This is a genomic window from Salinisphaera sp. RV14 (assembly GCF_052044135.1).
Taxonomy (GTDB): Bacteria; Pseudomonadota; Gammaproteobacteria; order Nevskiales; family Salinisphaeraceae; genus Salinisphaera.
Genome location: NZ_JBQDYF010000010.1, coordinates 94,705 through 118,698 on the forward strand (window position 1 = coordinate 94,705; position 23,994 = coordinate 118,698).

The following is a 23,994-nucleotide window of genomic DNA, read 5'->3' on the forward strand; positions in this document are numbered from 1 at the left end:
TCCTTCAGTGTCGGGACGGTTCAGGCCCCTGTGCCCGGAGCCGCGCCGGTATCGTGTTCTTCCAGCTCGGGCCGCCCGTACACATCGTCGTAACGCACGATGTCGTCCTCGCCCAGATAGCTCCCCGATTGTACTTCGATCAGGTCCAGTTCTACCTTGCCCGGGTTTTCCAGTCGATGAACGGCGCCCAGCGGGATATAGGTCGACTGGTTTTCCGTGAGCAGCATCTCGCGCTCGTCGCAGGTGACCCTGGCGGTGCCACGCACCACGATCCAGTGCTCGGCGCGGTGATGATGCGACTGCAGCGACAGGCGTCCGCCCGGCGTCACGCGGATATGCTTGACCTGGAAACGGGGCCCGGCCGCGATCTGCTGGTAGGACCCCCACGGCCGATATGACTTGCGATGCGCGGTGGCCTCGCTGCGGCCGGCGGCAGCCAGCTTGGCCACCAGGGCCTTGATGTCCTGCTCGCGTGAGCGATCGGCCACCAGTACAGCGTCGGCGGTTTCGATGATGATCTGGTCGCGCGTGCCGAGCGCGGCTACCAGCCGGCCTTCGCTGCGCACCACGCAGTCGTCGCTGTCCTCGAGCCAGACGTCGCCGGTCGCGCTGTTGCCACGCGCATCCAGCCCGACGGCGCGGGCGACCGCGGTCCAGCTGCCCAGATCCGACCAGGCGGCATCCAGTTCGGCCATCACCGCGCGATCGGTCTTTTCCATCACCGCGTAGTCGATCGAATCGGCGCGCACGGCTTCGAAGCTGGCCTTGTCCAGGCGCAGGAAATCGATATCCGTGGTCGCCTTCTCATAGGCCGCCGCGACCCCGTCGAAAATATCGCGCGCATGTTCGGCGAGCAGTTCCAGATAATCGCTCGCCCGGAACATGAACATGCCGCTGTTCCAGTAATGATCGCCCGCGGCGAGAAACCGCCCGGCGGTTGCCACATCCGGCTTTTCCACAAACGCATCGACCACGCGCACGCCATCGGAAACCCGTGCCCCCGCGCGAATATAGCCATAGCCGGTTTCCGGGCGATCCGGCGCGACCCCGAACAACGCCAGACGCCCGGCCCCGGTGGCCGCGCGGGCGCGCTCGATGGTGGCGACAAACGCGGCCTGATCGGCTACCGCATGATCGGTGGGCAGCACCAGCAGTTCGACATCCTCGCCATGCCGTGCGCGGGCTTCGAAGGCGGCGGCCGCCACCGCCGCCGCGGTGTTGCGCGGTGCCGGCTCCAGGATGATGCGGCCGTGATGTCCGGCGGCGTGCATCTGTTCGGCGATCACGAAACGATGCGCTTCGCTGCCGATGGCCAGGGCATCGCCGAGATCGTCCAGCGTGCGCAGGCGCTCGATCGTGGCCGACAGAAGACTGGTCTCGCCGCCGGCCAGCGGCAGGAACTGCTTGGGCCGGCTCTGGCGCGAAGCCGGCCACAATCGCGTGCCGGTGCCGCCGGCCAGTAGTACGGGAATGAGCATGAGGCCCCCTTGGATACGGTTCGAGCGTCTGAACGAGTCGAGCAGTCGCGGGCGCGACCGTCCGGCGATGCGCCGCTATGATACAAACGCGGCCGGGCAATGCGCCATGCGAGGCGCGGCAAACGAGTCAACCGCTGGCGTTGGCACCCGCATGGCGCGAGCGGGCGATCAGATAATCCACCACCTTGAGCATGCGCTGATTGCTCCCGGCCAGGCGCCCGCTCGTCCAGTAGCGCCCGGCGACGCTGATGCTCGGCACCGCCATCACCGGATAACGCTGCATGCGGGCCGTAATGGCCTGCACCTTCCGGTCGACCGCCGCGCTGTGGTAGATCTTGTCGAAGCGTTGCCCGTCGACACCATGCGCCACCATGAACCGGCGCATCTGGCCCTCGCTCGACAGCGGCTCGCCGTCTTCGTGAATCGCGTTAAAGATCGGGTCGTGCAACCGACCGACCACGCCGAGCTTCACCTCGGTGTAGTAAAGCCGCGCATACGGCTGCGATCCGGGGCCGAACAATACCGGCACGCGGCTGAAATCGATCGTCGGATGCTGCTTGCGCCAGGCGTTGAGCTCGGGCTCGAAGTGAAAACAGTGCGGGCAACTGTAGAGAAAGAACTCGGTCACCCGGACCGGGCCGTGACCGTTCGCCGGGCCGGCGGAATGTGCGACCTTGTAATCTTCGCCGGCCACATAGCGCGAAATCAGGCTTTGTGCCGACGCCGGCACGCAGATGGTGAGGCCGACAAGGACCCACAGGGCGATCGATCGATTCAACATGGTTCTTTTCCCGTGATGAACGGCCAACAATGGGCCGAATTCGCGGCGTGGCCGACGCCGGTGTACGCCAGCACTTACAATGGCCGTGCGCCGTCACACTACCAGCCTGATTGAATCGATGCCCGAACTCACCGCCCGCGACTTTCGAACCATGCGTTTTTTGCTGTCGGCGCCCAAATTGTCGGCGTTGCCACCGGCGGATCGCTGCGAAATCGCTTTCGCCGGGCGCTCCAACGCCGGCAAGTCCAGTGCGCTCAACGCGCTCTGCGAACAGGGCAATCTGGCGCGAACCAGCAAGACGCCGGGACGGACCCAGGCGATCAATTTCTTCGAGAACGAGCGCCTGCGCTTCGCCGATCTGCCGGGCTACGGCTTCGCTCGGGTGCCGCCGGCGATCAAGGCTGAATGGGGGGCTCTGATCGAGGGCTATCTGGCCGAACGCGAAACCTTGAGCGGCGTGGTGCTGATCATGGACGCGCGCCGTCCGCTGCTGGACTTCGATCGCCAACTCATCGAATGGGGCGCGGCCTACGGTCTGGCGTTCCACCTGGTGCTGACCAAGGCCGACAAGCTCTCACGCAACGATCAACACAACATCCTCCGTCGGACCCGTGCGGCGGTCGATGGTGCCACCGCCCAGTTGTTCTCCTCGAGCAAACGCATCGGCATCGACGAAGCCCGCAAGGCGATTGCCCTGCTCGTGCCCGATGACGTGCCCGGCGAGCATGCCGACTGAGCCGCCACGCAGACCGAAATCCGTTGTCGATCAGTACGTTCATCGAGCCATAACGACCACTTGTCGGCTAAACCGCGTCAGGCGTCGACCTCGACGATCATCTTGTGCGATAAAAGCAGTACGGGTTACGCCCAGGGTATAAAAAAAAACCCTGGCGACGCGGGGAGCGTCGCCAGGGCGATCAATCCGGCCTCCGGGGAAGGGAACGGATGTTACCGCTCAGGGAGAAAAGCGGGGCAGGTCTAGCCTATGCTTGGCCTACCGCACTGTAGACGCCGGGGCCGCACAGAAGTTCCGGCCGCTTCGCAAAAATTTCGACGCGCCGCAACACGCTCAAAAAAATGCCCCGACGGTCGGGGGAAACCGTCGGGGCGGATCCGGTCCTGGGGGGGAACCGGATGTTACCGCTCAGGGAGAAAAGCGGGCAGGTCCAGCCTCGGCTTGGCCTGCAAGACTATAGACGCCGGAGCTGCGCAGAAGTTCCGGCCGCTTCGCAAAAAATTTTCGGCGCGCCGGAACACGCTCAAAAAAATGCCCCGACGGTCGGGGGAAACCGTCGGGGCGGATCCGGTCCTGGGGGGGAACCGGATGTTACCGCTCAGGGAGAAAAGCGGGCAGGTCCAGCCTCGGCTTGGCCTGCAGGACTGTAGACGCCTAGGCTGCGTAGAAGTTCCGTCCGCTTCGCAAAAAATTCGACGCGCCGGGACGCGCCAAAAAAAAGCCCCGACGGTCGGGGGAAACCGTCGGGGCGGATCCGGTCTTGGGGGGAACCGGATGTTACCGCTCAGGGAGAAAAGCGGGTAAGCGTTTCGCTTACATGAACTGAGACTGTGGACGGGCCAGAAAGTTTCAAAATAAATCCGGATTTTTTCAAAGCCTCGCCGCGTAAACCGTTCGATGCGGGCATCGCAGCGACCGACGCGAGAATACGGAACAAAAAGAAGCCCCGACGGCAGGGGGAATCACCGTCGGGGCAAGCATTCCGGTTCTTGGGGGAAACCGGATTGGGGGTTACCGCTCAGGGAGAAAAGCGGGCAAGCAACAATGTGCTTGCAGGAAATAAGACCCTGCCCCCGCCCGGCAAGTTCCAGCCCGTGGCCAAAAAATTTTTAAAAAAATTCCAAGCGCCTGTAATCGCTCGATAATCTCGATTCGATTTTTTGCAGGCTGGCGAAGCGCGGTATAAAACGCGCCGCATTGTTCCGCCGGTTCACCGGCACTTTTCAGTGCGCCTGCTGCCAGTTGTCCGCAATGCCGACTTCGGCGATTAATGGCACATCGAGCTCGGCGACCGCGCTCATACGGTTGGCGATGGCCTTACCCAGCCGCTCGCCCTCGGCAGCCGGCACCTCGAAGACCAGTTCGTCGTGTACCTGCATGATCATGCGCGCATCCTCGCCGGTTTCTCGCAGCCAGGCATCGACCTCGATCATCGCTTTTTTGATCAGATCGGCGGCTGTGCCCTGTAGCGGGGCGTTGATCGCGGCCCGCTCCGCCCCCTGGCGGCGGGTGCCGTTGCGCGCATTGATCTCGGGCAGATAAAGACGACGCCCGAACAGCGTTTCGACGTAGCCATCGGCCCTGGCCGCGGCACGCGTTTGTTCCATGTAGCGATGCACGCCGGCAAAACGTTCGAAAAAACGATCGATATAGGCGCCCGCATCCTCACGCGACAGTTCGAGTTGTTTGGCCAGACCATAGGCGGACATGCCGTACATGAGGCCGAAATTGATCGCCTTGGCCGCACGCCGTTGGTTGACGCTCACTTGCTCAAGCGGCGTATCGAACACTTCGCTGGCCGTTGCCGCGTGCACATCGCGCTGTTCGTTGAAGGCTGCAAGCAGCCCGGGATCACCCGACAGATGCGCCATGATGCGCAGTTCGATCTGGGAATAGTCGACCGCCAGGATCTTGTAGCCGGGCGGAGCGATAAAGGCTTCGCGGATACGGCGTCCGGCTTCGGTCCGGATGGGGATGTTCTGCAGGTTGGGATCGGATGACGACAGCCGCCCGGTGGCGGTCACCGCCTGATGGTAGCTGGTATGGATTCGCCCGGTGGCCGGGTTGATCAGCGTCGGCAGCTTGTCGGCGTAGGTCGAGCGCAGCTTGGACAATTCACGCCAGGCCACGATATGCGCCGGCAGCGCGTGCTTGTCAGCCAGTTCGCGCAGTACGTCTTCGGCGGTCGACGGCGCGCCCTTGGGTGTCTTGCGGATCACCGGCAGTTCCAGCCGGTCGAACAGAATGTCCTTGAGCTGGGCGGGCGAGCCCAGGTTGAACTCGCCGCCCGCCGCCGCAAACGCCTGCTGCTCGATCTCGATCATGCGTTCGGCCATTTCGCCGGATACGCGCTTCAACAACTGGTCGTCGACCAGCACCCCGTTGGACTCGACGCCGGCGAGCACCGGCATGAGCGGCATCTCGACCGTTTCATACAGTTCGAGCAGGCGGCCGGTCTGGCCCAGACGCGCATGCAGCAGCTGGTGCAGCTGCAACGTGACATCGGCGTCCTCGGCGGCATACGGCGTGGCCACATCCAGGGCGACCTGGTTGAAGCCGACCTGCTTGGCGCCCTTGCCCGCCACCTCCTCGAACTTGGTCGTCGTGCGCGCCAGATACTTCTGGGCCAGCGAATCCATGTCGTGGCGCGTGGCGGTGGAATCCAGTACGTAGGATTCGAGCATGGTGTCCTGATTGGCGCCGGCGAGGTGCACGTTGTAGCGCGCGAGTACGTTCAGGTCGTACTTGATGTGCTGGCCGAGCTTGCTGATAGCCGGATTCTCCAGCACGCCGCGCACGCGATCGAGCACGCTATCCATCGGCAGCTGGTCCGGCGCGCCCAGATAATTATGGCCGACCGGCACATACCAGGCCTCGCCGGGCGTCACCGCGAACGACAGCCCGACCAGATTCGACTGCATCGCCGACAGGGCGTCGGTCTCGGTATCCACACAGATCAGCTCGGCGGCTTCGAGCTTGGCCATCATGGCCTCGAGCGCCTCGCTATCCAGCACGGTGTGGTAGTGCGTATCGACCGGCGCGCCCGGCGCATCGCCACCGTTGGCTGCTTCGGCCGGTGCATCCAGTTCCTCCAGGAACTTGTTGAACTCGTAGCGGCGGAACAACGCGGCAAGGGCTTCGGTATCCGGCTCACGCCGGGTCAGCTCATCGGCGATGCCGGCCAGATCCAGTTCGGTACGGATCGTCGCCAGATCCTGATAGAGCGGCAGTTGATCGAGCCGGGCGCGCAGATTCTCGGCCACCTTGCCGCCGATATCGTCGGCATGCTCGATCACGCCGGCGAGATTACCGTACTTGATCAGCCACTTGGCGGCGGTCTTGGGGCCAACCTTGTCGATCCCCGGAATGTTGTCGGAGGTATCGCCGACCAGCGCCAGGTAATCGGTGATCAGCTCCGGCCCCACGCCGAACTTGTCGTGTACGCGCGCTACGTCCGTGCGCTTGTCCTGCATGGTGTCGAGCAACACGACCCGCTCGTTGACGAGCTGGGCCATGTCCTTGTCGCCGGTCACGATCACCACCGGGCCCGGCTCGCGCACCGCCAGCGTGCCAATCACGTCGTCGGCCTCCACGCCGTCCATCTGCACGATCGGCAGGCCCATGGCGTGAATGACGTCGCGAATGCCCTCGAACTGGTCGGCCAGATCCGGCGGTACCGGCGGCCGGTTGGCCTTGTAGTCGGCAAACAGCTCGTTGCGGAAGGTTGGCCCGCGCGGGTCGAAGACCACGACGATGCGATCCGAATCGTATTCGCGCAGGAACTTGCGCAGCATATTGGTCATGCCATAGATCGCGCCGGTCGGCTGGCCTTCGGCGTTGGTCAGCGGCGGGAGCACGTGAAAGGCGCGATACAGCCAGGACGAGCCGTCGATGAGGATCAGCGGGCCACGGGCGTTGGATTCGGACATGACAAGGCGCGTGCGGAACACGATACGAAGAGTGCGACCGACACTTTAAGAGCGCGGCGCCTTCGGGTCCATTTGCACGGCATCGTTCCTTACAAAAACCTGTCCGCAAATTCACGCGGATGGCGGGCGGTTGGCGTGTCGTCGTAGTGCGTGGCGCTATCCGGGCCCGGGCCGGTTGGGTGGCTTCGTTCCTGAAGGGTTATCCACAGATTTCACCGATTGCACCGATGGCGGGCGACTGGAAGAGTTGTGGCGGCCTTCGGAGCGCCACGGCTTTCAGTACCGCCGTTCGTATTGCGAAAGCAGCGGCCTGAAGACCTACGACGGTGGTCGGCCTATTGCGGCGGCTTTGTTCGTCAAATTTATCCGCAGATCAGCGCAGATTCACGCAGATGGCGGTTATGGTTTGGATGCCATAACCGCCTGGGGCGCCATCGGCGATGGGCGTGTTGTTCCAAGGACGCTTAATGCCGACAGTCGAACCGTTTCGCGTTGTTTCACCCGGAATCGGCAACGCTAGAAATCGCGGCGCCACGAAGACTGCAACGACGCATCAGCCGACCGCCATCTACTTGAATCCGCTGACAAAATATCCTGATGATGCGCCCAGAGAAGCAGAAACGACTCAGGAAAACGGCAGCCGTCGCTCGCCGCGCATGAGATCGGCCAGCGTTTCGCGGGCGCGGACTTCGTGCATCGCATCGTCCACGACCATGACTTCGGCGGCACGCGGGCGGGCGTTGTAGTTCGAGGCCATGGTGAAGCCGTAGGCACCGGCCGTGCGCACCGCCAGCAAATCGCCCGCCGCCAGGGGAAGTTCACGCCCCTGGGCCAGGAAATCTCCGGTTTCGCAGATCGGGCCCACGATATCCCAGCTGCGCGTCTGGCCGCCGTGCTTATTCATTTGCAACGGCACGACGCGATGCCAACCGTCGTAGAGCGCCGGCCGGATCAGATCGTTCATGGCGGCGTCGACCACGGCAAAATGCTTGTCGCCCTCGGCCGGCCCGGGCTTGAGCAGTTCCACCCGCGTGACCAGGATGCCCGCGTTGGCGACCAGCACGCGACCCGGTTCCAGAATCAGCTTCAAGGGGCGATCGCCAAGCATGTCCGCGATGGCGCTGGCGTATTCCGCCGGGGTCGGCGGCGTCTCGTCGCGATAGCATACGCCCAGCCCGCCGCCGACATCGATATGCGAGAGTTCGATACCACGCCCGGCCAGGCGATCGATCAGATCGAGGACGCGACCGACCGCGTCGCGAAACGGCGAGAGCGTGGTCAGCTGCGAGCCGATATGACAATCCACGCCGATCGGCGCCAGGCCGGCCCGGCCGGCGGCGTCGGCATACAGCGCTTCCGCCCGGTCGATGGCGATGCCGAACTTGTTTTCCTTCAGCCCGGTGGAGATGTAGGGATGCGTCTGGGCATCCACATCCGGGTTCACGCGCAGGGAAATCGGCGCCACAAGCCCCATGCGCTGAGCCACGGCATCGATACACGCCAACTCGGCTTCGGATTCGACATTGAAACAGGCGATGCCGACTTCCAGCGCACGCTCGATCTCGTCGACGCGCTTGCCCACGCCCGAGAAAACGACGCGCGCCGGATCGCCGCCGGCGGTGATCACGCGCTCCAATTCACCGACCGACACGATATCGAAACCGCTGCCCAGATCCGCCAGCACACCCAGCACGCCGATGTTGCCGTTGGCCTTCACCGCGAAACAGATGTCGTGATCGATGCCCGCGAGCGCGTCGTCGAACACGCGATAATGACGCGACAGGGTCGCGGCGCTATAGACATAAGTGGGCGTGCCGAAACGTTGCACGATATCGGCTACCGGCACGTTTTCGGCGTAAAGCGCGCCGTCTCGATACTCGAAATGATCCATCTACGGCTCGCTGCGGTTTGTGTTGGGCTTGCTCGACACGGCCGGTGCGGTGGACGTCTTGTTTGCCCCGCCGTCGGAAGATTGCCCGGATTGAGCCGGTGCCGCCGGCTTGATCAGCGGCTTGGGCGGGTTCGGATTGTGGCCCGGCAGATACAGCGAGCCCTTCTGGCCGCAGCCGGCCAGCAAGAGGCCGGCCGCCGGGGCGATGAACAGGGCCAGGATGACGGGCTTCATGCGCACACTCGTATTCCGGTTTCAGCCTGACAGTTTAGGGCTTTCCTAGACGCCCATGTGGCGTGCAAGAAAACGCAGGTGCTCGCCGATGAAGGTGGCGATGAAGAAATAACTGTGGTCGTAGCCGTCGCGGCGCCGCACTTCCACCGAGGCGCCGGCTTTATCGGCCGCCGCCTCCAATGCTTCGGGCTTGAGTTGTTCATCGAGAAACCCATCGGCCAGCCCCTGCTCCAGCAACACCGGCGGCAGGGCCGCGGCGTGATCGGCATGCGCCAGCAACAGGCTGGCGTCATACGCGGTCCAGGCCTTGCGGTCATCGCCGAGATAGGTCGAGAAGGCTTTCTCGCCCCAGGGCACGTCGACCGGATTGCAGATCGCCGAGAAGGCGGATATGGCTGCAAAGCGATCCGGATTGCGCAGCCCGATCACCAGCGCGCCGTGGCCGCCCATGGAATGACCGGCGATCGCCTCGCGCGACAGATCGAGCTGCTCCCCGAAGCGCTCGGCGAGCAGGTCGGGCAGCTCGGTGACGACATAGTCGTACATCCGATAATGGCGCGACCAGGGCGATTGGCGGGCGTTGACGTAAAAACCGGCGCCCTGGCCGAGATCGTAGGCATCATCGTCGGCCACGTCGTCGCCGCGCGGGCTGGTATCGGGCGCGACGATGGCGATGCCGAGTTCGGCGGCCACGGCCTGTGCGCCGGCCTTGTTGACGAAGTTCTCGTCGGTGCAGGTCAGCCCCGACAGCCAGTAGACCAGCGGCACGCGCCCATGCTCGGCGGCCGGCGGCAGATACAGCGCAAACGTCATGTCACAGCCGCAGACCCTGGACACATGGGTATAGCGCCGCTGCCAGCCGCCAAAGGATTTGTGTTCGTCGATCTGTTTTACGTCCATGCGGACCTCCCGGAGGCTCGCGTTGTTCAGAAATGCAGCACGGAACGAATGGCCTTGCCTTCGTGCAGCAGGTCGAAGGCTTCGTTGATCTGCTCGAACTTGAGATCGTGGGTAACGAAATCGTCGATGTTGATATCGCCCGACATATAGCGGCCGACATAATCCGGCAGCTCGGTGCGGCCCTTCACGCCGCCGAAGGCGGAACCGCGCCAGACGCGCCCGGTCACCAGCTGGAACGGCCGCGTCTCGATGGTCTCGCCGGCACCCGCCACGCCGATGATGGTCGATTCGCCCCAGCCCTTGTGGCAACACTCGAGCGCGGCGCGCATGACGTCGGTGTTGCCGATGCACTCGAAGGAGTAGTCCACGCCGCCGTCGGTCATGTCGATGATGACCTGCTGGATCGGATCGTCGTAATCCTTCGGATTGACGAAGTCGGTGGCGCCGAGCTGGCCGGCGAACTCGAACTTGCTCGGGTTCAGGTCGATGGCGATGATGCGCTCGGCGCCGATCATCTTGGCGCCCTGGATCACCGACAGCCCGATCGCGCCGAGACCGAACACGGCCACCGTCGAACCCGGCTCGACCTTGGCCGTGTTGTAGACCGCGCCGATTCCGGTGGTGATGCCGCAGCCGAGCAGGCAGACCTTGTCCAGCGGGGCGTCCGGGCTGATCCTGGCGAGCGATACCTCGGGCACGACGGTGTATTCCGAGAACGTGGACGTACCCATGTAGTGGTACAGATCCCGGCCGTTCCGGGAAAAACGGGTGGTGCCATCCGGCATCACGCCCTGGCCCTGGGTCTCGCGCACCGCGCCGCAGAGGTTGGTCTTGCCCGACTTGCAGAACTTGCACTCGCCGCATTCGGCCGTGTACAGCGGGATCACGTGATCGCCCGGCGCCACCGAGGTCACGCCAGCGCCGACGTCCTCGACGATGCCGCCGCCCTCATGGCCCAGAATGCGCGGGAAAAACCCTTCCGGATCCTTGCCCGACAGCGTATAGGCATCGGTATGACAAACGCCGGTGGCCACGATGCGCACCCGCACTTCGCCGGCCTTCGGGTCGGCGACGTCGATCTCCTCGACCGATAGCGGCTTGCCGGCTTCCCAGGCGATCGCTGCGCGTGATTTCATCGGAACTCCAAACGACTCGGGGTCGTTGTTGTGTACATGACTGCGCCCGATACTATCGCAACTGGCCCATGCGTCGAAGGCCGCGCATTGCTTTCGTCACGTTCCCGATCTTGCATGTCGCTCAGGGGCTGTCCAGACTTCGCCATCGGTACCCCCCGACGGACATGATCATGCTCGACTGCGTTGAAATCCAGCCGCCGGCCGCGGCAACGGCCAGTGTCATCTGGCTGCACGGCCTGGGCGCCGACGGCAATGACTTCGTGCCCATCATCCCCGAACTGGGGCTTGGCGAGCACCACGCGATTCGTTTCGTGTTTCCCAACGCACCGCAAAAACCGGTCACCGTGAACGGCGGCATGCGCATGCCGGCGTGGTACGACATCAAGGGCGTGGATATCGCCGACAAGCAGGATCGCGAAGGGATCGAGGCCAGCGCGGTCGCAATTGAAGCGCTGATCTCGCATGAGATCGAGGCCGGCATCCCCGCTCACCGCATCGTGCTCGCGGGCTTTTCCCAGGGCGGGGCGGTGGCGCTGCATACCGGGCTGCGCCACGGCGCGCTACTGGCCGGTATCATGGCGCTTTCAACTTATCTGCCGCTGCATGACGCGCTGGCCGCCGAAGCCAACGATGCCAATCGAGGCGTGACCATCTTCATGGCCCATGGCAGCGAAGATCCCGTCGTGCCCATCACGCTGGGGCGCGACAGCCGGGATCGGCTCGCCGAAGCCGGCTATGCGGTGGATTGGCACGAATACCCCATGGCACACCAGGTCTGCCTGCCCGAAGTCGCGACCATTGGCCGCTGGCTGCGCGAACGCCTGGCATAAGGCAACAGGGCAAACGAACTCATGATCCATACGCTGTGGCACCTGATCGCGCAATACGGCTATTTCGCGGTCGCGGCCGGCTGCTTTTTCGAGGGCGAGGCCTCGATTCTATTGGGCATGCTGGCAGCGAACAACGGCGTACTGACCGGTCACGGCGTCTGGCTTGCCGCGACGATCGGCACCCTCCTGGGCGACAATATCTGGTTTCACATCGGCCACAAGATGGGTCGACCGGCGCTGGCCAAGCGTCCGAAATGGCATGCGCGCGCGACCCAGATCGAAGCCCTGCTGGAGCGCTACGGCGCGGTCGTCATGATCGGCTTTCGCTTTCTCTGGGCGATGCGCTCGCTCACGCCGTTCGTGCTTGGCTCTCTCGGCGTCTCACCATGGCGTTTCCTGTTCTACGATTTCATCGGCACGCTGATCTGGTCGACCACGGTCACCGTGATCGCGCACTACCTGGCCGACGCCATCGGCCAGGCGGTCAGCCATATCCAGAATGTCGAGCAGGCGCTGCTCGCGCTGGTACTCGTGCTGGCCGGCATTGCCTGGCTGATCTACTACCTGCGGCGTCGGTCGCGCGAAAACCGGGACTGAACACTATTAACCCGGCACAAAATAGATGGTTCTTCGGGTTAATAGCGCGAGTATGCGACCGCATGCTCGGCGCGGCCATTGGCCGCGAAGCCTTTGAAAATAAAACCGACAGGCGCCGGCTTTTATTTTTGAAGGGGTTGAAAACAGCTGATGAATTCAGCTGTTTTGATGCCGGATTAATAAGAGCCTGTTTCGATCGGCTCTTAGTGGTCGAATGTCCAGATGATATCGCCGCCGGTGGCCTGGCTGCTCGATGAGGTCTCGAGTGTCCAGTGCGACGACAGGGTATAACGCATGGTGACCGTGGAGACCTGGTCGAACAGGCCGAGGCCGTAGCCGATATACAATTTCGGCGACAGGTACTTGCCGACCGTAAACGCGGCTTCGCTGCTGCTCTTGCCGGCGCCGGCGCCGATACCGACATTGTCCAGCCCCAGCTTGTTGCCGATGCTCTGCAATACCTTGTTGCCGCGAGAGGAGCCCAGCGCCAGCGCGGCCCGGGCGACCAGACTCGACTGCTGCCCATTGGTGGCGTTCAGTGGCCGGCCGAGCAACAGCCAGGACAGCTGTTCCGACTGGGTCATCGATGGATCAGAGAAGAGTTCGAGCTTCGGGTTCTTGATGCTGCCATGCACGTGCACGCCCACCGTCACGTCCTTGGTCGGGTAGCGGGCGGCCTTGATATCGACGCCGGGCTCGCTGACCGGGCCGCCGGCGAACACGATCTTGCCCTTCTGGATATCCAGATTCTGGCCGTAGGCCTGGTAGGAGCCCTTGGTGATCTGGATCGCCCCGGTACCGGTCGGCTCGTTGCCGGGCTGTTGGACCACGCGTAGGTTGCCCCCCAGATCGGCCTTCAGGCCAAAACCATCGATATGTACTTTCTTGCCGAGGATAACGTTCACGTCGGCATGAATGGCGCGTGCCGCGGCCTGGGTGGCCGGCGCCTTGTGGGTGACGATGACCTGATCGGACGACGGCGTGGTCACCCCCGAGGCCGGCAGGTTCTTCGGCGTAATCGCGGCCTGGGGAATGGTCACACTGCCGCTGACGTTCACGCGCGCGGGGGTGACGGCGACCTTGAGATCCGGGCTGACATACGCCGTCACATCGGGGATGTGGACAATCTGGAAATGATCGCCCTTGATCGCCAGATTGACGGTCTGCCCGCGATCGGCCAGCGGCATTTTGCCATTGACGTTGAGCGTGCCGCCACCGGACTTGGCCGCCGCGGTGATGTCGATGGCGTTCCCCCGGCCCTGGGCCGCCAGACTCACGTCGGTCAGCGTCAGCCCGGGCGTAACGAGAACGACCCTGGATGCATCCAGCCCCATACGGCCGCGCACGGTCGGTTTGGCGAGCGTCCCGCCAAGCCGCATGTCGCCGGCGAAATGGCCGTCGAAGGTATCCACCTGGGACGAAAGCTTGGTGAGGAAATCCATCGATGCAAGGCCGATATGCAGTTGGCCATGCAACGGATGCTGTATCAGGCTGCCGGATCCGGGGGCGACATGGGCCTGCGCACGAATGCCGTCGCTGCCGGCCAGCGGCAGGTCGATGTCGGCGTCCAGCCCGTTGTTGGCCATCTTCGCCTTGATATGGCCGGGCTGCATGTCGAGCACCTTGACCCGCTCGGCCTGGGCGTTGGCCATGCTGACCGTCCCTGCCGAGGTCTGCAGATTGGCGTTGACCTGGGGCGTACCGCCCGTAGGCAGCTTGGCGTCGACCTGGCCCGAGACCGACCCGGTGACCTTCAGACCCGCGGGGAAGAAGTGCTTGGCATAGTCGTAGTTGAAATCGGAGAGTTTGACGTGGCCCTTGCTGCGCTTGGCGTCGTGACTGCCGGTCAGGCACAGGCGGGCACTACCCGAGGTCAGGCAGGCGTTGTCGATCGACTGGGCCTTGGCCGAAACGGCCCCCGAAGCCGGCGAGGCCAGCGACCAGGGCGCAAGCTTGCCGTAACCGGCGGTCAGGTGGCGCAGCGTGAACTGCTCGCGGTAGCTTTTCTTGTTCAGTGAACCCGTCAGCGCCAGGTCGGCCTTGGCCGTGTCGCTGTCCAGCTTCAACGACAAACGATGCTTGGCCGGCGTGCCATCGAGATTCAGCGCGACCTTGCGGATCTTCTGGCCGGAGGCGTCGATCCCGTGCACGGCCAGATCGAGCCTGGACTGCGTCGCCCCCGACCAATCGACTCTGGCATTCATGTCGGCGGATGCCACCTTGTCGCCGTAGGCATTGAGATGGCGCGCGGTGAGCTTGGCGGTGATGTCCGGTGCCTTGAAGCGACCGGACACGTGCCCGTCGGTCTGCAGACTGCCGGCCAGCCCCGGCATGATCGTCGACAGATCGGTCGAGTGAACCGACCACTGCCCGTCCAGCTTGGCGTTGGGCGTCCAGCCGAAGGTGCCGTTGACGTCGGCCTTGGCCGCGCCGGAGACCAGATGCAGCATATCGACGTGGACGTGATTCCCCAGATACCGGGCTTTGGCCTTCAGGTCCAGCGGCTGGTGACGCAGGCTGCCATGAGCGGTCAGCGATTTCAGATCCGCATGGATCTGCTGGCCGACCCGGGTGGCGGTGACGTCGAGATTGAGATTGAAGTCGCCCGGGACGTTGGCCACGATCGCGCCCGGATTGATATGGCGGCCTTGCAAGTGGGCACTCACGTCGAGCTTGGGCGACCACTGCGTCCGGGCGTGGCCGGTGATATGCCCGGGCCCACCAGAAATATCCAGCGACTTCAAATCGAACGCTTTCATGCTGCCGGAACCCTGGGCGGCAAGCTTGCCCCGGGTCTGCCCGATCACCTGCCAGACCAGGTTGGTATTCAGGTCGTAGTGGTCGAGACTGCCGGTCAGCCGGACCTTCCCGTGGCCGGACTTGTACGCTGGCTTGGCTGACAACGGCCAGGCCAGATTCGACCAGTTCACGGTCAGATCCATCTTGTTGCCGCTGGCCATGGCGATCGTCCCGTTGGCCGTGAGCTGGCCGTGGGTGGCCGGCACGCCGATCTTGAGACCGTGGATGTCGACAGCCTTGGGCGTGTAGTGCAGGCCGCCGTCCAGCGTTGCCTTGCCATAGTCGGCGCTGTCGACGTGGCCCGACAGCTGCACCCCGAGATCGTCGACCGGGCCCTTGGCCTTGATGTCGGCGTCGGCGGCGATCTGTGGCAGTGTCTTGCTGATCGCTTGGGTCTTCACGCCATGAGCCTGGAGCTCGGCGTCGATGGTCGGTCTGGACAGGGCGTCAGTGACGTGGCCGTTGAGCTTGAGGTTGTAAGGCGCGGCGACGTTGGCGGCCAGCTTCAGGTCATCGAGTTTGCCGGTGATTTCGGCGGTGGCCGACAGCGGCGCATAGTGGGGCAGGCGCACATCCACCCTGGCGTGCAGCTTGGTGTTGTAGCCGCTGTTGGGCGTAACCGCAGCATGCGCGTCGAGGTCGAACATCGGGCCATGCCCGGTCAAGGACTTGATGCGCCACTGGGCCCTGGCAAGGCGAGCACCGGTTAATTGCAGGCGATCGACCTTCACCGGTTTGGCCTTGGGCGCGGTGATGGCCGTGACGTGGGTCACCGCCACCCGATCCACGATCACCGTGACGGGCAGATGGATCCGCTTCGGCATGGAGAACGGCTGGCTCGTTTGCCTGGATTGTTTCGGCGTCGCCTTGGTGACGGTGTAATCGACGTTATGCACGTCCAGATGCTTGATATGGACGGTCCGGTGCCAGATGGCCGAGAAGTCCATATCGAAATCGATCGAGCCGATATGCACTTTCATGGCATCGGTATCGTAATCGACGCCCTTGATGTGCAGCGGCCCGATCAGCCGGCCCTTGACCGAGGCGATATGGATATCGGCAGGCATGAACCGTTCGGCCTGATGCCAGGCGAATTCGGTGCCGCTGCGCGTACCGCCGACCCAGCAGACCAGGCCCGCCAGAACCAGAACCAGGACGAGCAGCACCAGCAGCGCCCACTTGAGCACGCGCCAGACACGCGAACGCCGGCGGCGCGGCCTGTTCGGTTCCGGTTGGCGCGTCTGTTCGGCGCTGTCTTGCGACTCACTCACAGATCGGGCCCGAGGCTGAAATCGACGCGAACGCTGCTGCTCGAGTGATTCAATGGATGGGCCACATCAAGCCGCACCATGCCCACCGGCGACCCCCAGCGGAAACCGATACCGACACCTTTCCTGAACGAGAAGTTGCTGATGCTGTTCTCGACATCGCCCGCATCAAAGAAAGCCGCCACACCGAATTTCTTGTAGAAGAACCAGTCCCCCTCGATGCTGCCGGAGGCCAGATAGCGCCCGCCGATATCGTGGTTTTTACTGTTGGTCGGACTGATCGACTGATAGGCATAGCCGCGCACGCTACCGGAGCCGCCGGCGAAGAAGCGCTGGGAAGGCGGCACATTATTGAAATTGTTGGTCTCGATGGCACCCAACTCGGTGCGCAGCACAAGCCGCGTGGTGGCCGTCATCGGCAGCACCGCATGGCCGGTGAAATCGGCTGATACAAAACTCGCGGTCGACAACAGGGCACTGCTGGCGCCATGCACATCCAGCGACAGGCTGACCCCCTTGCGCGTGAACATCATATTGTCAGCTTTCTTCAATGTGATGTTGTAGCCCGGGTAGAGCAGCGTACTCTGACGGTTGCCTTGCCCCAGACTGTAGTTCTCGCGCTCGATCTTGACATAAGCGCGCTTGCGGCCAAGGGACCAACTGGTATCGCGCGTGACACCCACACCGTAGATCGTTGACGTGACGTCGCCGAAATCCTGGTTGCTGATCGTGCCGGTGAAGCTGAGCTTGTCGGTCGTTACATCACCAATCGGGATGTCGTAGGCCGACTGCAGGGTGCGCTGAACCTGCGACAGACGCAGGTTGGTCCGGAACTGGTGGCCATACCGGTTTATGTGCGGGAACTTCACACCGAGGCCAAGCCGCGGGCCGGTATCGGTGCCGTAGCCAGCGGAGATCTTGTAGCTTTGCCCCTTGCTCGGTTTGGCCTTGACCGTCACCGGGACACGCAACTCGCCGATCGGTTCCGGCGGATGCCGTGGCGGGTAGATCAGATCATAGAACCAACGATGCAGCGCCGGCGTACGCGTGGCCTGGTCCCGCGGGGCCTGGATCTCGATCTGGCTGAAGTAGTCGGTATTCGAAAGCGCCAGTTGCAGGTTGATCAACTGCTCGGCGTCGTACGGCTGGCCCGGTTTGAAAGGCACATAGCGATGCAGAAACTTGTCGTTGAGCAAGTGCTGGTCGAAGGTGACCGGGCCGAAGTAATACCGTTCGCCGGTATCGAGCACGAGATCGATCTCGGCGGTGTTGTTCTTCGGGTTGACCCGGATCGCCGACTGGCTGAACTTCGCGTCCAGATAGCCGGCGTTGTAGGCCGCATTGTAGAGCGCGCTCTTGGTGTCCGAGTACTGGGATTCGACCAGACGCTTGCCTTGGGCCAGCTGGGTCGAATGCAGGGCCTTTTTGACCGCATCCAATCCACGACCGGGCCCCCGCACGTCGATATTCAGCTTGGTGATCCGGGTCGCCGGCCCGTGCTTGATCTCGAATTTCGCCTTCCAGGTCTTGGAATCACCGCCGGGCTGCTTCAGCCGCTCGCTGATCCGGGGATTGAAATACCCGTACGGCTGGAGTGCCTGCTTGATCTCTTTCGGTGCCAGTCGATACAGGCGTTTAATCTGATCGGGCGACCAGGGCTGCTTGTGCTTGCCGGCCACCGACAGCGACTTGCGCACATTGCTCTCGAGCGGGTCGCCGATCCCCTTGATCTTGACGTCCACATCGTCGGCCAGCGCCCGGGGCACGAGCGCCATCCCGGTGACCCCGATCACGGTAATAAAAATTACTGTTCCAGTATACCAACGCGGGGAACCGTACTTCACAATGACTGCATAGCTTCATGACCGGCCGCTGCGTGCGCAACAAACCCGCTGTAATCAACGACTAACAAACCAGAGCCCAGGAACGAAAAAAACGCTTGTGCGCAATCAAGCCTACCCCAGAAGCGGGCCCCATAGCGATACCGTCGACCCCGATTGTGGCCACCGCCGATCACCCGCCCCCGTATCCGGGGGCGTCACAGGTCGTCGAAATTCTCGATCGCCAGCGGCTCGAGATCCTCGACGTCCGAGATCCGCAGCACCCGGCTGTAGAAACTGCGCTCGGCTTCGATCGCGGTCATCACGTTATCGGCATTACGAAAACCGTGGCGTTCGGATTCAAAACGCACATAGGCCACCGGCACGCCGCGCTCGGAAAGCGCCGCGACCATGGATTCCGCCTGATCCGGCGGAACGACCTTGTCCTGGCCGCCCTGCAGGAACAGCACCGGGCAGTCCAGCTGATCGGCATGATACAGCGGCGAACGCGCAATCAATGTCTGTTCGTCGCGGCCGATCAGGCGTTCCAGATAACGCGATTCGAACTTGTGCGTGGAGGCCAGCAGCCGCTTGAGATCGCCGATGCCATAGTAGCTGGCGCCCGCGGCCGCCAGGTCGGTGAAGGCCAGCACCGACAGCACGGTATAACCGCCGGCACTCGAGCCGGAAATGACGACGCGCTCGGGATCGATGCGATCGGCCTCGGCCAGATGGGCGGCGCCGGTCTGGCAATCCTCGACGTCGGCCACGCCCCAGACGCCATCGAGCGCCATTCGATAATCGCGCCCGTATCCCGTACTGCCGCGGTAATTGACATCGAGCACGGCATAGCCGCGCGATGTCCAGTACTGGATCCGTGCATCGAGCGCCGTGTCGGTCGCGCCGGTGGGGCCGCCGTGGCACTTCAGAATCAGCGGTGGCCGCTCGTCGGACGGCGCCGTCCAGCGTTCGCTGGACGGGGGATAAAACAGCCCATGCGCGGTATCGCCGTCACCGGTGGGCCAACTCAGCGGCTCCGGCCGTGACAGGGCCGCGTCGGCCGGCAGACTGTCAGCCGAGCGCAGCACTTCGCCCGAGCCTTCGAAATCCAGGCGCCGGATGTGTTTGGCGCGCGACGGGCTGGCCGCAACCACGGCGATCCGGTCGCCCAGCGCGGTGATCTGCTCGAAGAAATCGCTATCGTGGCGCAGGCGATGGAACGCGCCGGACACCCGATCGACCTCGCCCAGATGCCAGACGCCCGCCTGGGTGAGCAACGCGAACAGGCGGCCATCGTCGGTGAAGTCGTAGGTTGACTGGCCAAACACCCACTGCGGCACACCGAACTCACCGCGTTCGGCCGTCAGCGCCTCGAAACCGGCGGCGCCGACACGCTCGCGATGAATATTCCACCAGTTGTCAATGTCGGCGACGATATGCAGACGACCGTCTGGATCGAACACCGGCCCGAACAATGAAATGTCGTCCGGTTGCCACAACGGCTGCGGCTCGCCGACATGGCCGTCATCATCGATCGACGCCTGCCATAGCTCACTGACATCCCAGGGCATGTTCGGGTGATTCCAGGCCAGCCACACCAGACGATCGCAAGCCGGCGCCAGACGCGGGCTGGCATAGAAATCATGGCCCGAGGCGAGGGTATGCACACGGCCATCGCGATGCACACTCACGACGCGGGCCACCGGTTCGTCGAGCGACTCGCCCAGATCCTCGGCGATGGCGATCAGGCGGCCGAATCGCGCGTCGTACTGCAGATCGGCGAAGCGCATCTCGGCCTCGGGGTCGGTGATCGCCGACAGATGCCCGTCCGGGTCCCGCATCCAGATCGCCTGGTCGGCCGCATTGACGAACCATATGAAACCGGCGTGGACGGCGAACGCGCCGCCGCCGTACTCGTACACCGAGCTACGCGCCGAAGCCGGCGCCTCCAGACAGGAGACCGCGCCATGCTCGGATAACGTCATGATCGTATTGCGGCCGGCTTCCTCGGGCCGGCTTTCCAGCCAGTACAGACGCGGACCTTCGGCGGCGCCGCGATCGACGCTCAGATCGGCAAACTTGCGGCCGGCAGCCGCGACATGGGCCGCGGAGATCGAGGACGGCCAACTCCCATAGGGGCGAATCGGTTTCATGTGGAACCAACAGACCAGGATTGATGTATACGGTGCACCGGTTGGCCCTGCTGAGCAAAGCCACGCTCGTAAAAATGCACCATACCGTCAGCGTCGCGCTGGATCACGGTCGAAGCGCGCGTGCCGTAGTGTTCGCCGGCGATGAAGGGCGGCGACAGGAATCGTTCCTGCGCCCGCGGCACGCCGGTATCCGGTAGCTCGGATTCGGCCGCGGCCGTGCGATCGGCCAGCAGATCGAACAGGGGTTCGGCCCCCGTGTCGCCGTCGGCGAGGCGCTGCACCATGCCTTGTTCCGCGCGTTCGGTCTTGGGCCACCGTTCGCCCCAGTGGCCGTTGGAGACCGCGAAGATACCCGGCGGCAGATCGCGCACGCCGGCGCTGTCGCGATTGGACACAAAGCAAAGCCGCGCCGGATCGGCCACCAACAGGTTGAAAGGGCCATACGCGGCGCCGATCTCGGCCACCCGCTCGGCCCAGTCGCGCGCGCCGATGTCGGCAGCGAAATAATCGGCGACCAGTGACCCGCGCGACCGCAGGTCGGTGGCGACAGGCGCGCCCGGTTCGCGCACGTTGGTCACGGCCGCGACACGGCCGCGGCGGTCCGCACCACACCAGGTGCCGCCGGCCCGCAGGTCACGCCCGGCGAACAGGTCCGGCGGTGTCTGCCACCAGTGGGCGGCCTCGGTCGGTCGCTCGTAGAATTCGTCCCGGTTGGCCGCGAATAGCAAGGGGCAGGCCGGGTCGACCTGCCAGGCCAGAGCGATCAGACACATGGGTCCTCGCCATTGATCGATTCACAGGGCGACGACGCTATCACGCCCGCATGCCCGACCGGATCAGGCGGACTCATCCGACAGCGACAATTCCTTGATCTTTCGGGTCAGGGTATTCCGGCCCCAGCCGAGCAACCGGGCCGCTTCCTGGCGATGACCGTCGGTATGGGCCAGTGCTGCGCGAATCATGACCCGCTCCAGCCGCGGTATGGCTTCGTCGAGCAGATGATCGGCGCCGGCCGCCAGGCGCTCGTCGGCCCAGCTCGACAGTTGCGCGTCCCAGTCGCTTGGCACCCCGGGCTGGCCGGGCGCGGTGTCGGGCGCGGGCGCGGCGCTGCTCTCGGCGCCGAAACCCATGGCCGACGGCGTCTCCGCGGCGTCGGCGCGCGGGCGCAATTCGATCGGCAGGTCGTCGAGCACCACTTCCCGGCCGGGCGCCATGACGGTCAGCCAGCGGCAGAGGTTTTCCAGTTCGCGCACATTGCCGGCCCAGTCGAGCCCGGTCAGGTATTCGCTGGCACCGCGGGACAGCGTCTTGACCTCCATGTCGAGTTCCCGCGCGGCACGCCCAAGGAAGAAGTTCAGCAGCAGGGGGATATCCTCGCGACGCTCGCGCAACGGCGGCACGCGCAGCCGGATCACGTTCAGGCGATGAAACAGATCCTCGCGGAAATGGCCGCGCTTGACCTCGGCTTCGAGGTTCTGATTGGTCGCGGCAATGATGCGGACATCGACCTTGACCCCGACGTGACCGCCCACCCGATAGAACTGCCCATCCTGCAGCACGCGCAGCAAGCGGGTCTGCAGATCGGCCGGCATATCGCCGATTTCATCGAGAAACAGCGTGCCGCCATGGGCCTGCTCGAAACGCCCGCGGCGTTGACTGGCGGCGCCGGTGAACGCACCTTTCTCGTGGCCGAAGAACTCGGATTCCATCAACTCCTTCGGAATCGCGGCCGTATTGACTGCGATGAACGGCCGGTCGGCCCGGGGGCTGTGTTCATGCAGGGCATGCGCGACCAACTCCTTGCCGGTACCGGATTCACCGGTGATCAACACCGTGATATTGGAGGCCGACAGGCGCCCGATGGCGCGAAACACCTCCTGCATGGCCGGCGCTTCGCCGATGATGGTCGACTCGGCCGGCGCGCGCGATCCCGTCTTGTCGGCGGCACCGGTCTCGTCGGCGAGCATGGCGGCGCGCTGGACCAGTTCGACCGCCTCGTCCAGGTCGAATGGTTTGGGCAGATATTCGAACGCGCCGCCGCGGTAGGACGACACCGCCGAATCCAGATCCGAGTGCGCGGTGATGATGATGACCGGCAGCTGCGGCTGCACCGCATGCACCCGTTCCAGCAGATCCAGTCCGGAAATGCCGGGCATGCGAATATCGGTGAGCAGGACGTCCGGCACGTTGTCTTCGATGGCGTCGAGCAACTCGGCGCCGCCGGGAAAACAGACCACATCGATCGAGGCGGCCTTCAGCGCGCGCTCAAGCACCCAGCGGATCGATTCGTCATCATCGACGACCCAGGCAGTGAGTTCAGCCATCGCTGGCCTCCATGGGCAGAAAGACGCTGAAGACGGTCTGGCCCGGGCGGCTTTCGCACTCGATCAGACCGTCGTGTAGATGGATTAAATACTGGGCGATCGGCAGCCCCATACCGGAGCCCTCGGCGCGCGAGCTGACCATCGGATGAAAGATGCGCGGCAGCAGATCGCGCGCAATACCGGGCCCGTTGTCGACCACGTCGACCCGGGTCACCAGCCGGTGCTTGACGCCGCCGATGGTGAACAGCCGCTGGGTGCGCGTGCGCAGCAGGATATTGCCGGAGCGGCCGAGCGCCGTGACCGCGTTGCCAACCAGGTTGAAGAACGTCTGGATGAGCTGCTCACGGTCGGCACGGACCTCCGGGATACTCGGATCGTAGTCGCGCTCGAGCGTAATCCCCGGCGGCAACTCGGTATCGATCAGTGCGCGCACATGCTCCAGGGGCTCGTGGATATTGAGCGGCTGCTTGTTCGGCGGCCGGCGCGGCCCGAGCAGACCGTCCACCAGGTTCTGCAGCCGATCCGCCTCGCGGATGATGACGGTGGTGTATTCCTTGAGCTCGTCGTCGTCGATTTCGCGCTCGAGCAACTGGGCGGCGCCGCGGAGTCCGCCCAGCGGGTTCTTGATCTCGTGCGCCATGCCACGAATCATTTCGCGATTGGCGAGATTCTGGATCCGCATCTGGTCGTCTCGCGAGATGCGCAACTGGCGATCCAGGGACAGAAACTCCATCAGCAAGGCCGATTCGCCCGCGCGGTCGGTGAACGGCGTGACCGTGCAGTCCACGATCAGCGGATCGCCACCGCCCGCACGCAAGTGCAGCTCGCGCTCGGTGTAGGCGGCCCCCTCGGTCAGCGCCGCGGTCAGTCGGCTGCGATGGTCGGCGAGATAGGGCAGCGCCTTGTCGAAAGCCTCCTGATCGCAGTGCCGGGCGGACACGCCGAACAGCATTTCGCTGGCAGTGTTCAGATAAGTGACGTGCAGCCGGTCGTCCAGACACACGACTGCGGTCTTGAGATTGTCGAGAATCGTATCGGGACGATGCTCGCTGTATTCATCGGCACGCATGGCAGCTGTCTAGCAAGGTTCGGGCCACTGTGGAATACATCGAACGGCC

General features: G+C 63.9%; 17 protein-coding genes. 4 read left to right on the forward strand and 13 right to left on the reverse strand.

The features are described from left to right. Window positions 1–20: 20 nt before the first annotated feature. Window positions 21–1,478 carry a mannose-1-phosphate guanylyltransferase/mannose-6-phosphate isomerase gene (locus ACS8Y6_RS11665; protein WP_440855619.1) on the reverse strand — a complete coding sequence of 486 codons (1,458 nt, stop codon included), beginning with the start codon at window positions 1,476–1,478 and terminating at the stop codon, window positions 21–23. Window positions 1,479–1,605: 127 nt separating this feature from the next. After that, entirely contained in the window at window positions 1,606–2,259 is a 654-nt protein-coding gene (locus tag ACS8Y6_RS11670; RefSeq protein WP_440848858.1) for a thiol:disulfide interchange protein DsbA/DsbL, read from the reverse strand. Between the two features lie 118 nt (window positions 2,260–2,377). On the opposite strand from ACS8Y6_RS11670, the gene yihA reads away from it, so the two are divergent. Next, window positions 2,378–2,995: a ribosome biogenesis GTP-binding protein YihA/YsxC gene (gene yihA, locus ACS8Y6_RS11675; RefSeq protein ID WP_440848857.1), complete on the forward strand. Its 618-nt coding sequence runs from the start codon at window positions 2,378–2,380 to the stop codon at window positions 2,993–2,995. A gap of 830 nt (window positions 2,996–3,825) precedes the next feature. Beyond that, window positions 3,826–4,140: a hypothetical protein gene (locus ACS8Y6_RS11680; protein WP_440848856.1), complete on the forward strand. Its 315-nt coding sequence runs from the start codon at window positions 3,826–3,828 to the stop codon at window positions 4,138–4,140. Window positions 4,141–4,218: 78 nt separating this feature from the next. Here the strand turns inward: ACS8Y6_RS11680 and polA are convergent, their stop codons facing one another. From polA to ACS8Y6_RS11705, 5 genes are all read right to left on the reverse strand, one after another. Beyond that, a complete protein-coding gene (polA, locus tag ACS8Y6_RS11685; protein ID WP_440855620.1) occupies window positions 4,219–6,924 on the reverse strand; it encodes a DNA polymerase I in 2,706 nt (901 codons plus the stop codon). Window positions 6,925–7,549: 625 nt separating this feature from the next. Beyond that, a complete protein-coding gene (lysA, locus tag ACS8Y6_RS11690) occupies window positions 7,550–8,815 on the reverse strand; it encodes a diaminopimelate decarboxylase (protein WP_440848854.1) in 1,266 nt (421 codons plus the stop codon). Beyond that, a complete protein-coding gene (gene lptM, locus ACS8Y6_RS11695) occupies window positions 8,816–9,049 on the reverse strand; it encodes an LPS translocon maturation chaperone LptM (protein ID WP_440848853.1) in 234 nt (77 codons plus the stop codon). A 45-nt stretch (window positions 9,050–9,094) separates the two neighbouring features. Then, complete coding sequence (gene fghA, locus ACS8Y6_RS11700) at window positions 9,095–9,949, reverse strand: S-formylglutathione hydrolase (RefSeq protein WP_440848852.1); 855 nt, start codon at window positions 9,947–9,949, stop codon at window positions 9,095–9,097. Window positions 9,950–9,975: 26 nt separating this feature from the next. Beyond that, complete coding sequence (locus ACS8Y6_RS11705) at window positions 9,976–11,085, reverse strand: S-(hydroxymethyl)glutathione dehydrogenase/class III alcohol dehydrogenase (RefSeq protein WP_440848851.1); 1,110 nt, start codon at window positions 11,083–11,085, stop codon at window positions 9,976–9,978. A 170-nt stretch (window positions 11,086–11,255) separates the two neighbouring features. Here ACS8Y6_RS11705 and ACS8Y6_RS11710 point away from each other — a divergent pair, with 170 nt between their 5' ends. Together ACS8Y6_RS11710 and ACS8Y6_RS11715 are read left to right on the forward strand one after the other, a co-directional pair. Beyond that, window positions 11,256–11,915 carry an alpha/beta hydrolase gene (locus tag ACS8Y6_RS11710; protein ID WP_440848850.1) on the forward strand — a complete coding sequence of 220 codons (660 nt, stop codon included), beginning with the start codon at window positions 11,256–11,258 and terminating at the stop codon, window positions 11,913–11,915. Between the two features lie 21 nt (window positions 11,916–11,936). Further along, entirely contained in the window at window positions 11,937–12,512 is a 576-nt protein-coding gene (locus ACS8Y6_RS11715) for a DedA family protein (RefSeq protein ID WP_440848849.1), read from the forward strand. A 203-nt stretch (window positions 12,513–12,715) separates the two neighbouring features. Here the strand turns inward: ACS8Y6_RS11715 and ACS8Y6_RS11720 are convergent, their stop codons facing one another. The 6 genes from ACS8Y6_RS11720 to glnL all read right to left on the reverse strand — a co-directional run bounded on the left by ACS8Y6_RS11720 (window position 12,716) and on the right by glnL (window position 23,945). After that, a complete protein-coding gene (locus ACS8Y6_RS11720; protein ID WP_440848848.1) occupies window positions 12,716–16,582 on the reverse strand; it encodes a translocation/assembly module TamB domain-containing protein in 3,867 nt (1,288 codons plus the stop codon). Further along, on the reverse strand, window positions 16,579–18,372 hold the full coding sequence (locus tag ACS8Y6_RS11725) for an autotransporter assembly complex protein TamA (protein ID WP_440848847.1): 1,794 nt from the start codon (window positions 18,370–18,372) through the stop codon (window positions 16,579–16,581). Before ACS8Y6_RS11725 ends, ACS8Y6_RS11720 begins: the two co-directional genes overlap by 4 nt. Before the next feature lie 245 nt (window positions 18,373–18,617). After that, a complete protein-coding gene (locus ACS8Y6_RS11730; RefSeq protein WP_440848846.1) occupies window positions 18,618–20,552 on the reverse strand; it encodes an alpha/beta hydrolase family protein in 1,935 nt (644 codons plus the stop codon). Beyond that, the gene (locus tag ACS8Y6_RS11735; protein WP_440855621.1) at window positions 20,549–21,325 is read right to left on the reverse strand and encodes an NRDE family protein; all 777 of its coding nucleotides are present in this window, start codon (window positions 21,323–21,325) and stop codon (window positions 20,549–20,551) included. Before ACS8Y6_RS11735 ends, ACS8Y6_RS11730 begins: the two co-directional genes overlap by 4 nt. Before the next feature lie 63 nt (window positions 21,326–21,388). Continuing rightward, window positions 21,389–22,876 carry a nitrogen regulation protein NR(I) gene (gene ntrC, locus ACS8Y6_RS11740; RefSeq protein WP_440848844.1) on the reverse strand — a complete coding sequence of 496 codons (1,488 nt, stop codon included), beginning with the start codon at window positions 22,874–22,876 and terminating at the stop codon, window positions 21,389–21,391. Next, a complete protein-coding gene (gene glnL / locus ACS8Y6_RS11745) occupies window positions 22,869–23,945 on the reverse strand; it encodes a nitrogen regulation protein NR(II) (protein ID WP_440855622.1) in 1,077 nt (358 codons plus the stop codon). The genes ntrC and glnL overlap by 8 nt, the downstream gene beginning before the upstream one ends. Between the last annotated feature and the right edge of the window lie 49 nt (window positions 23,946–23,994).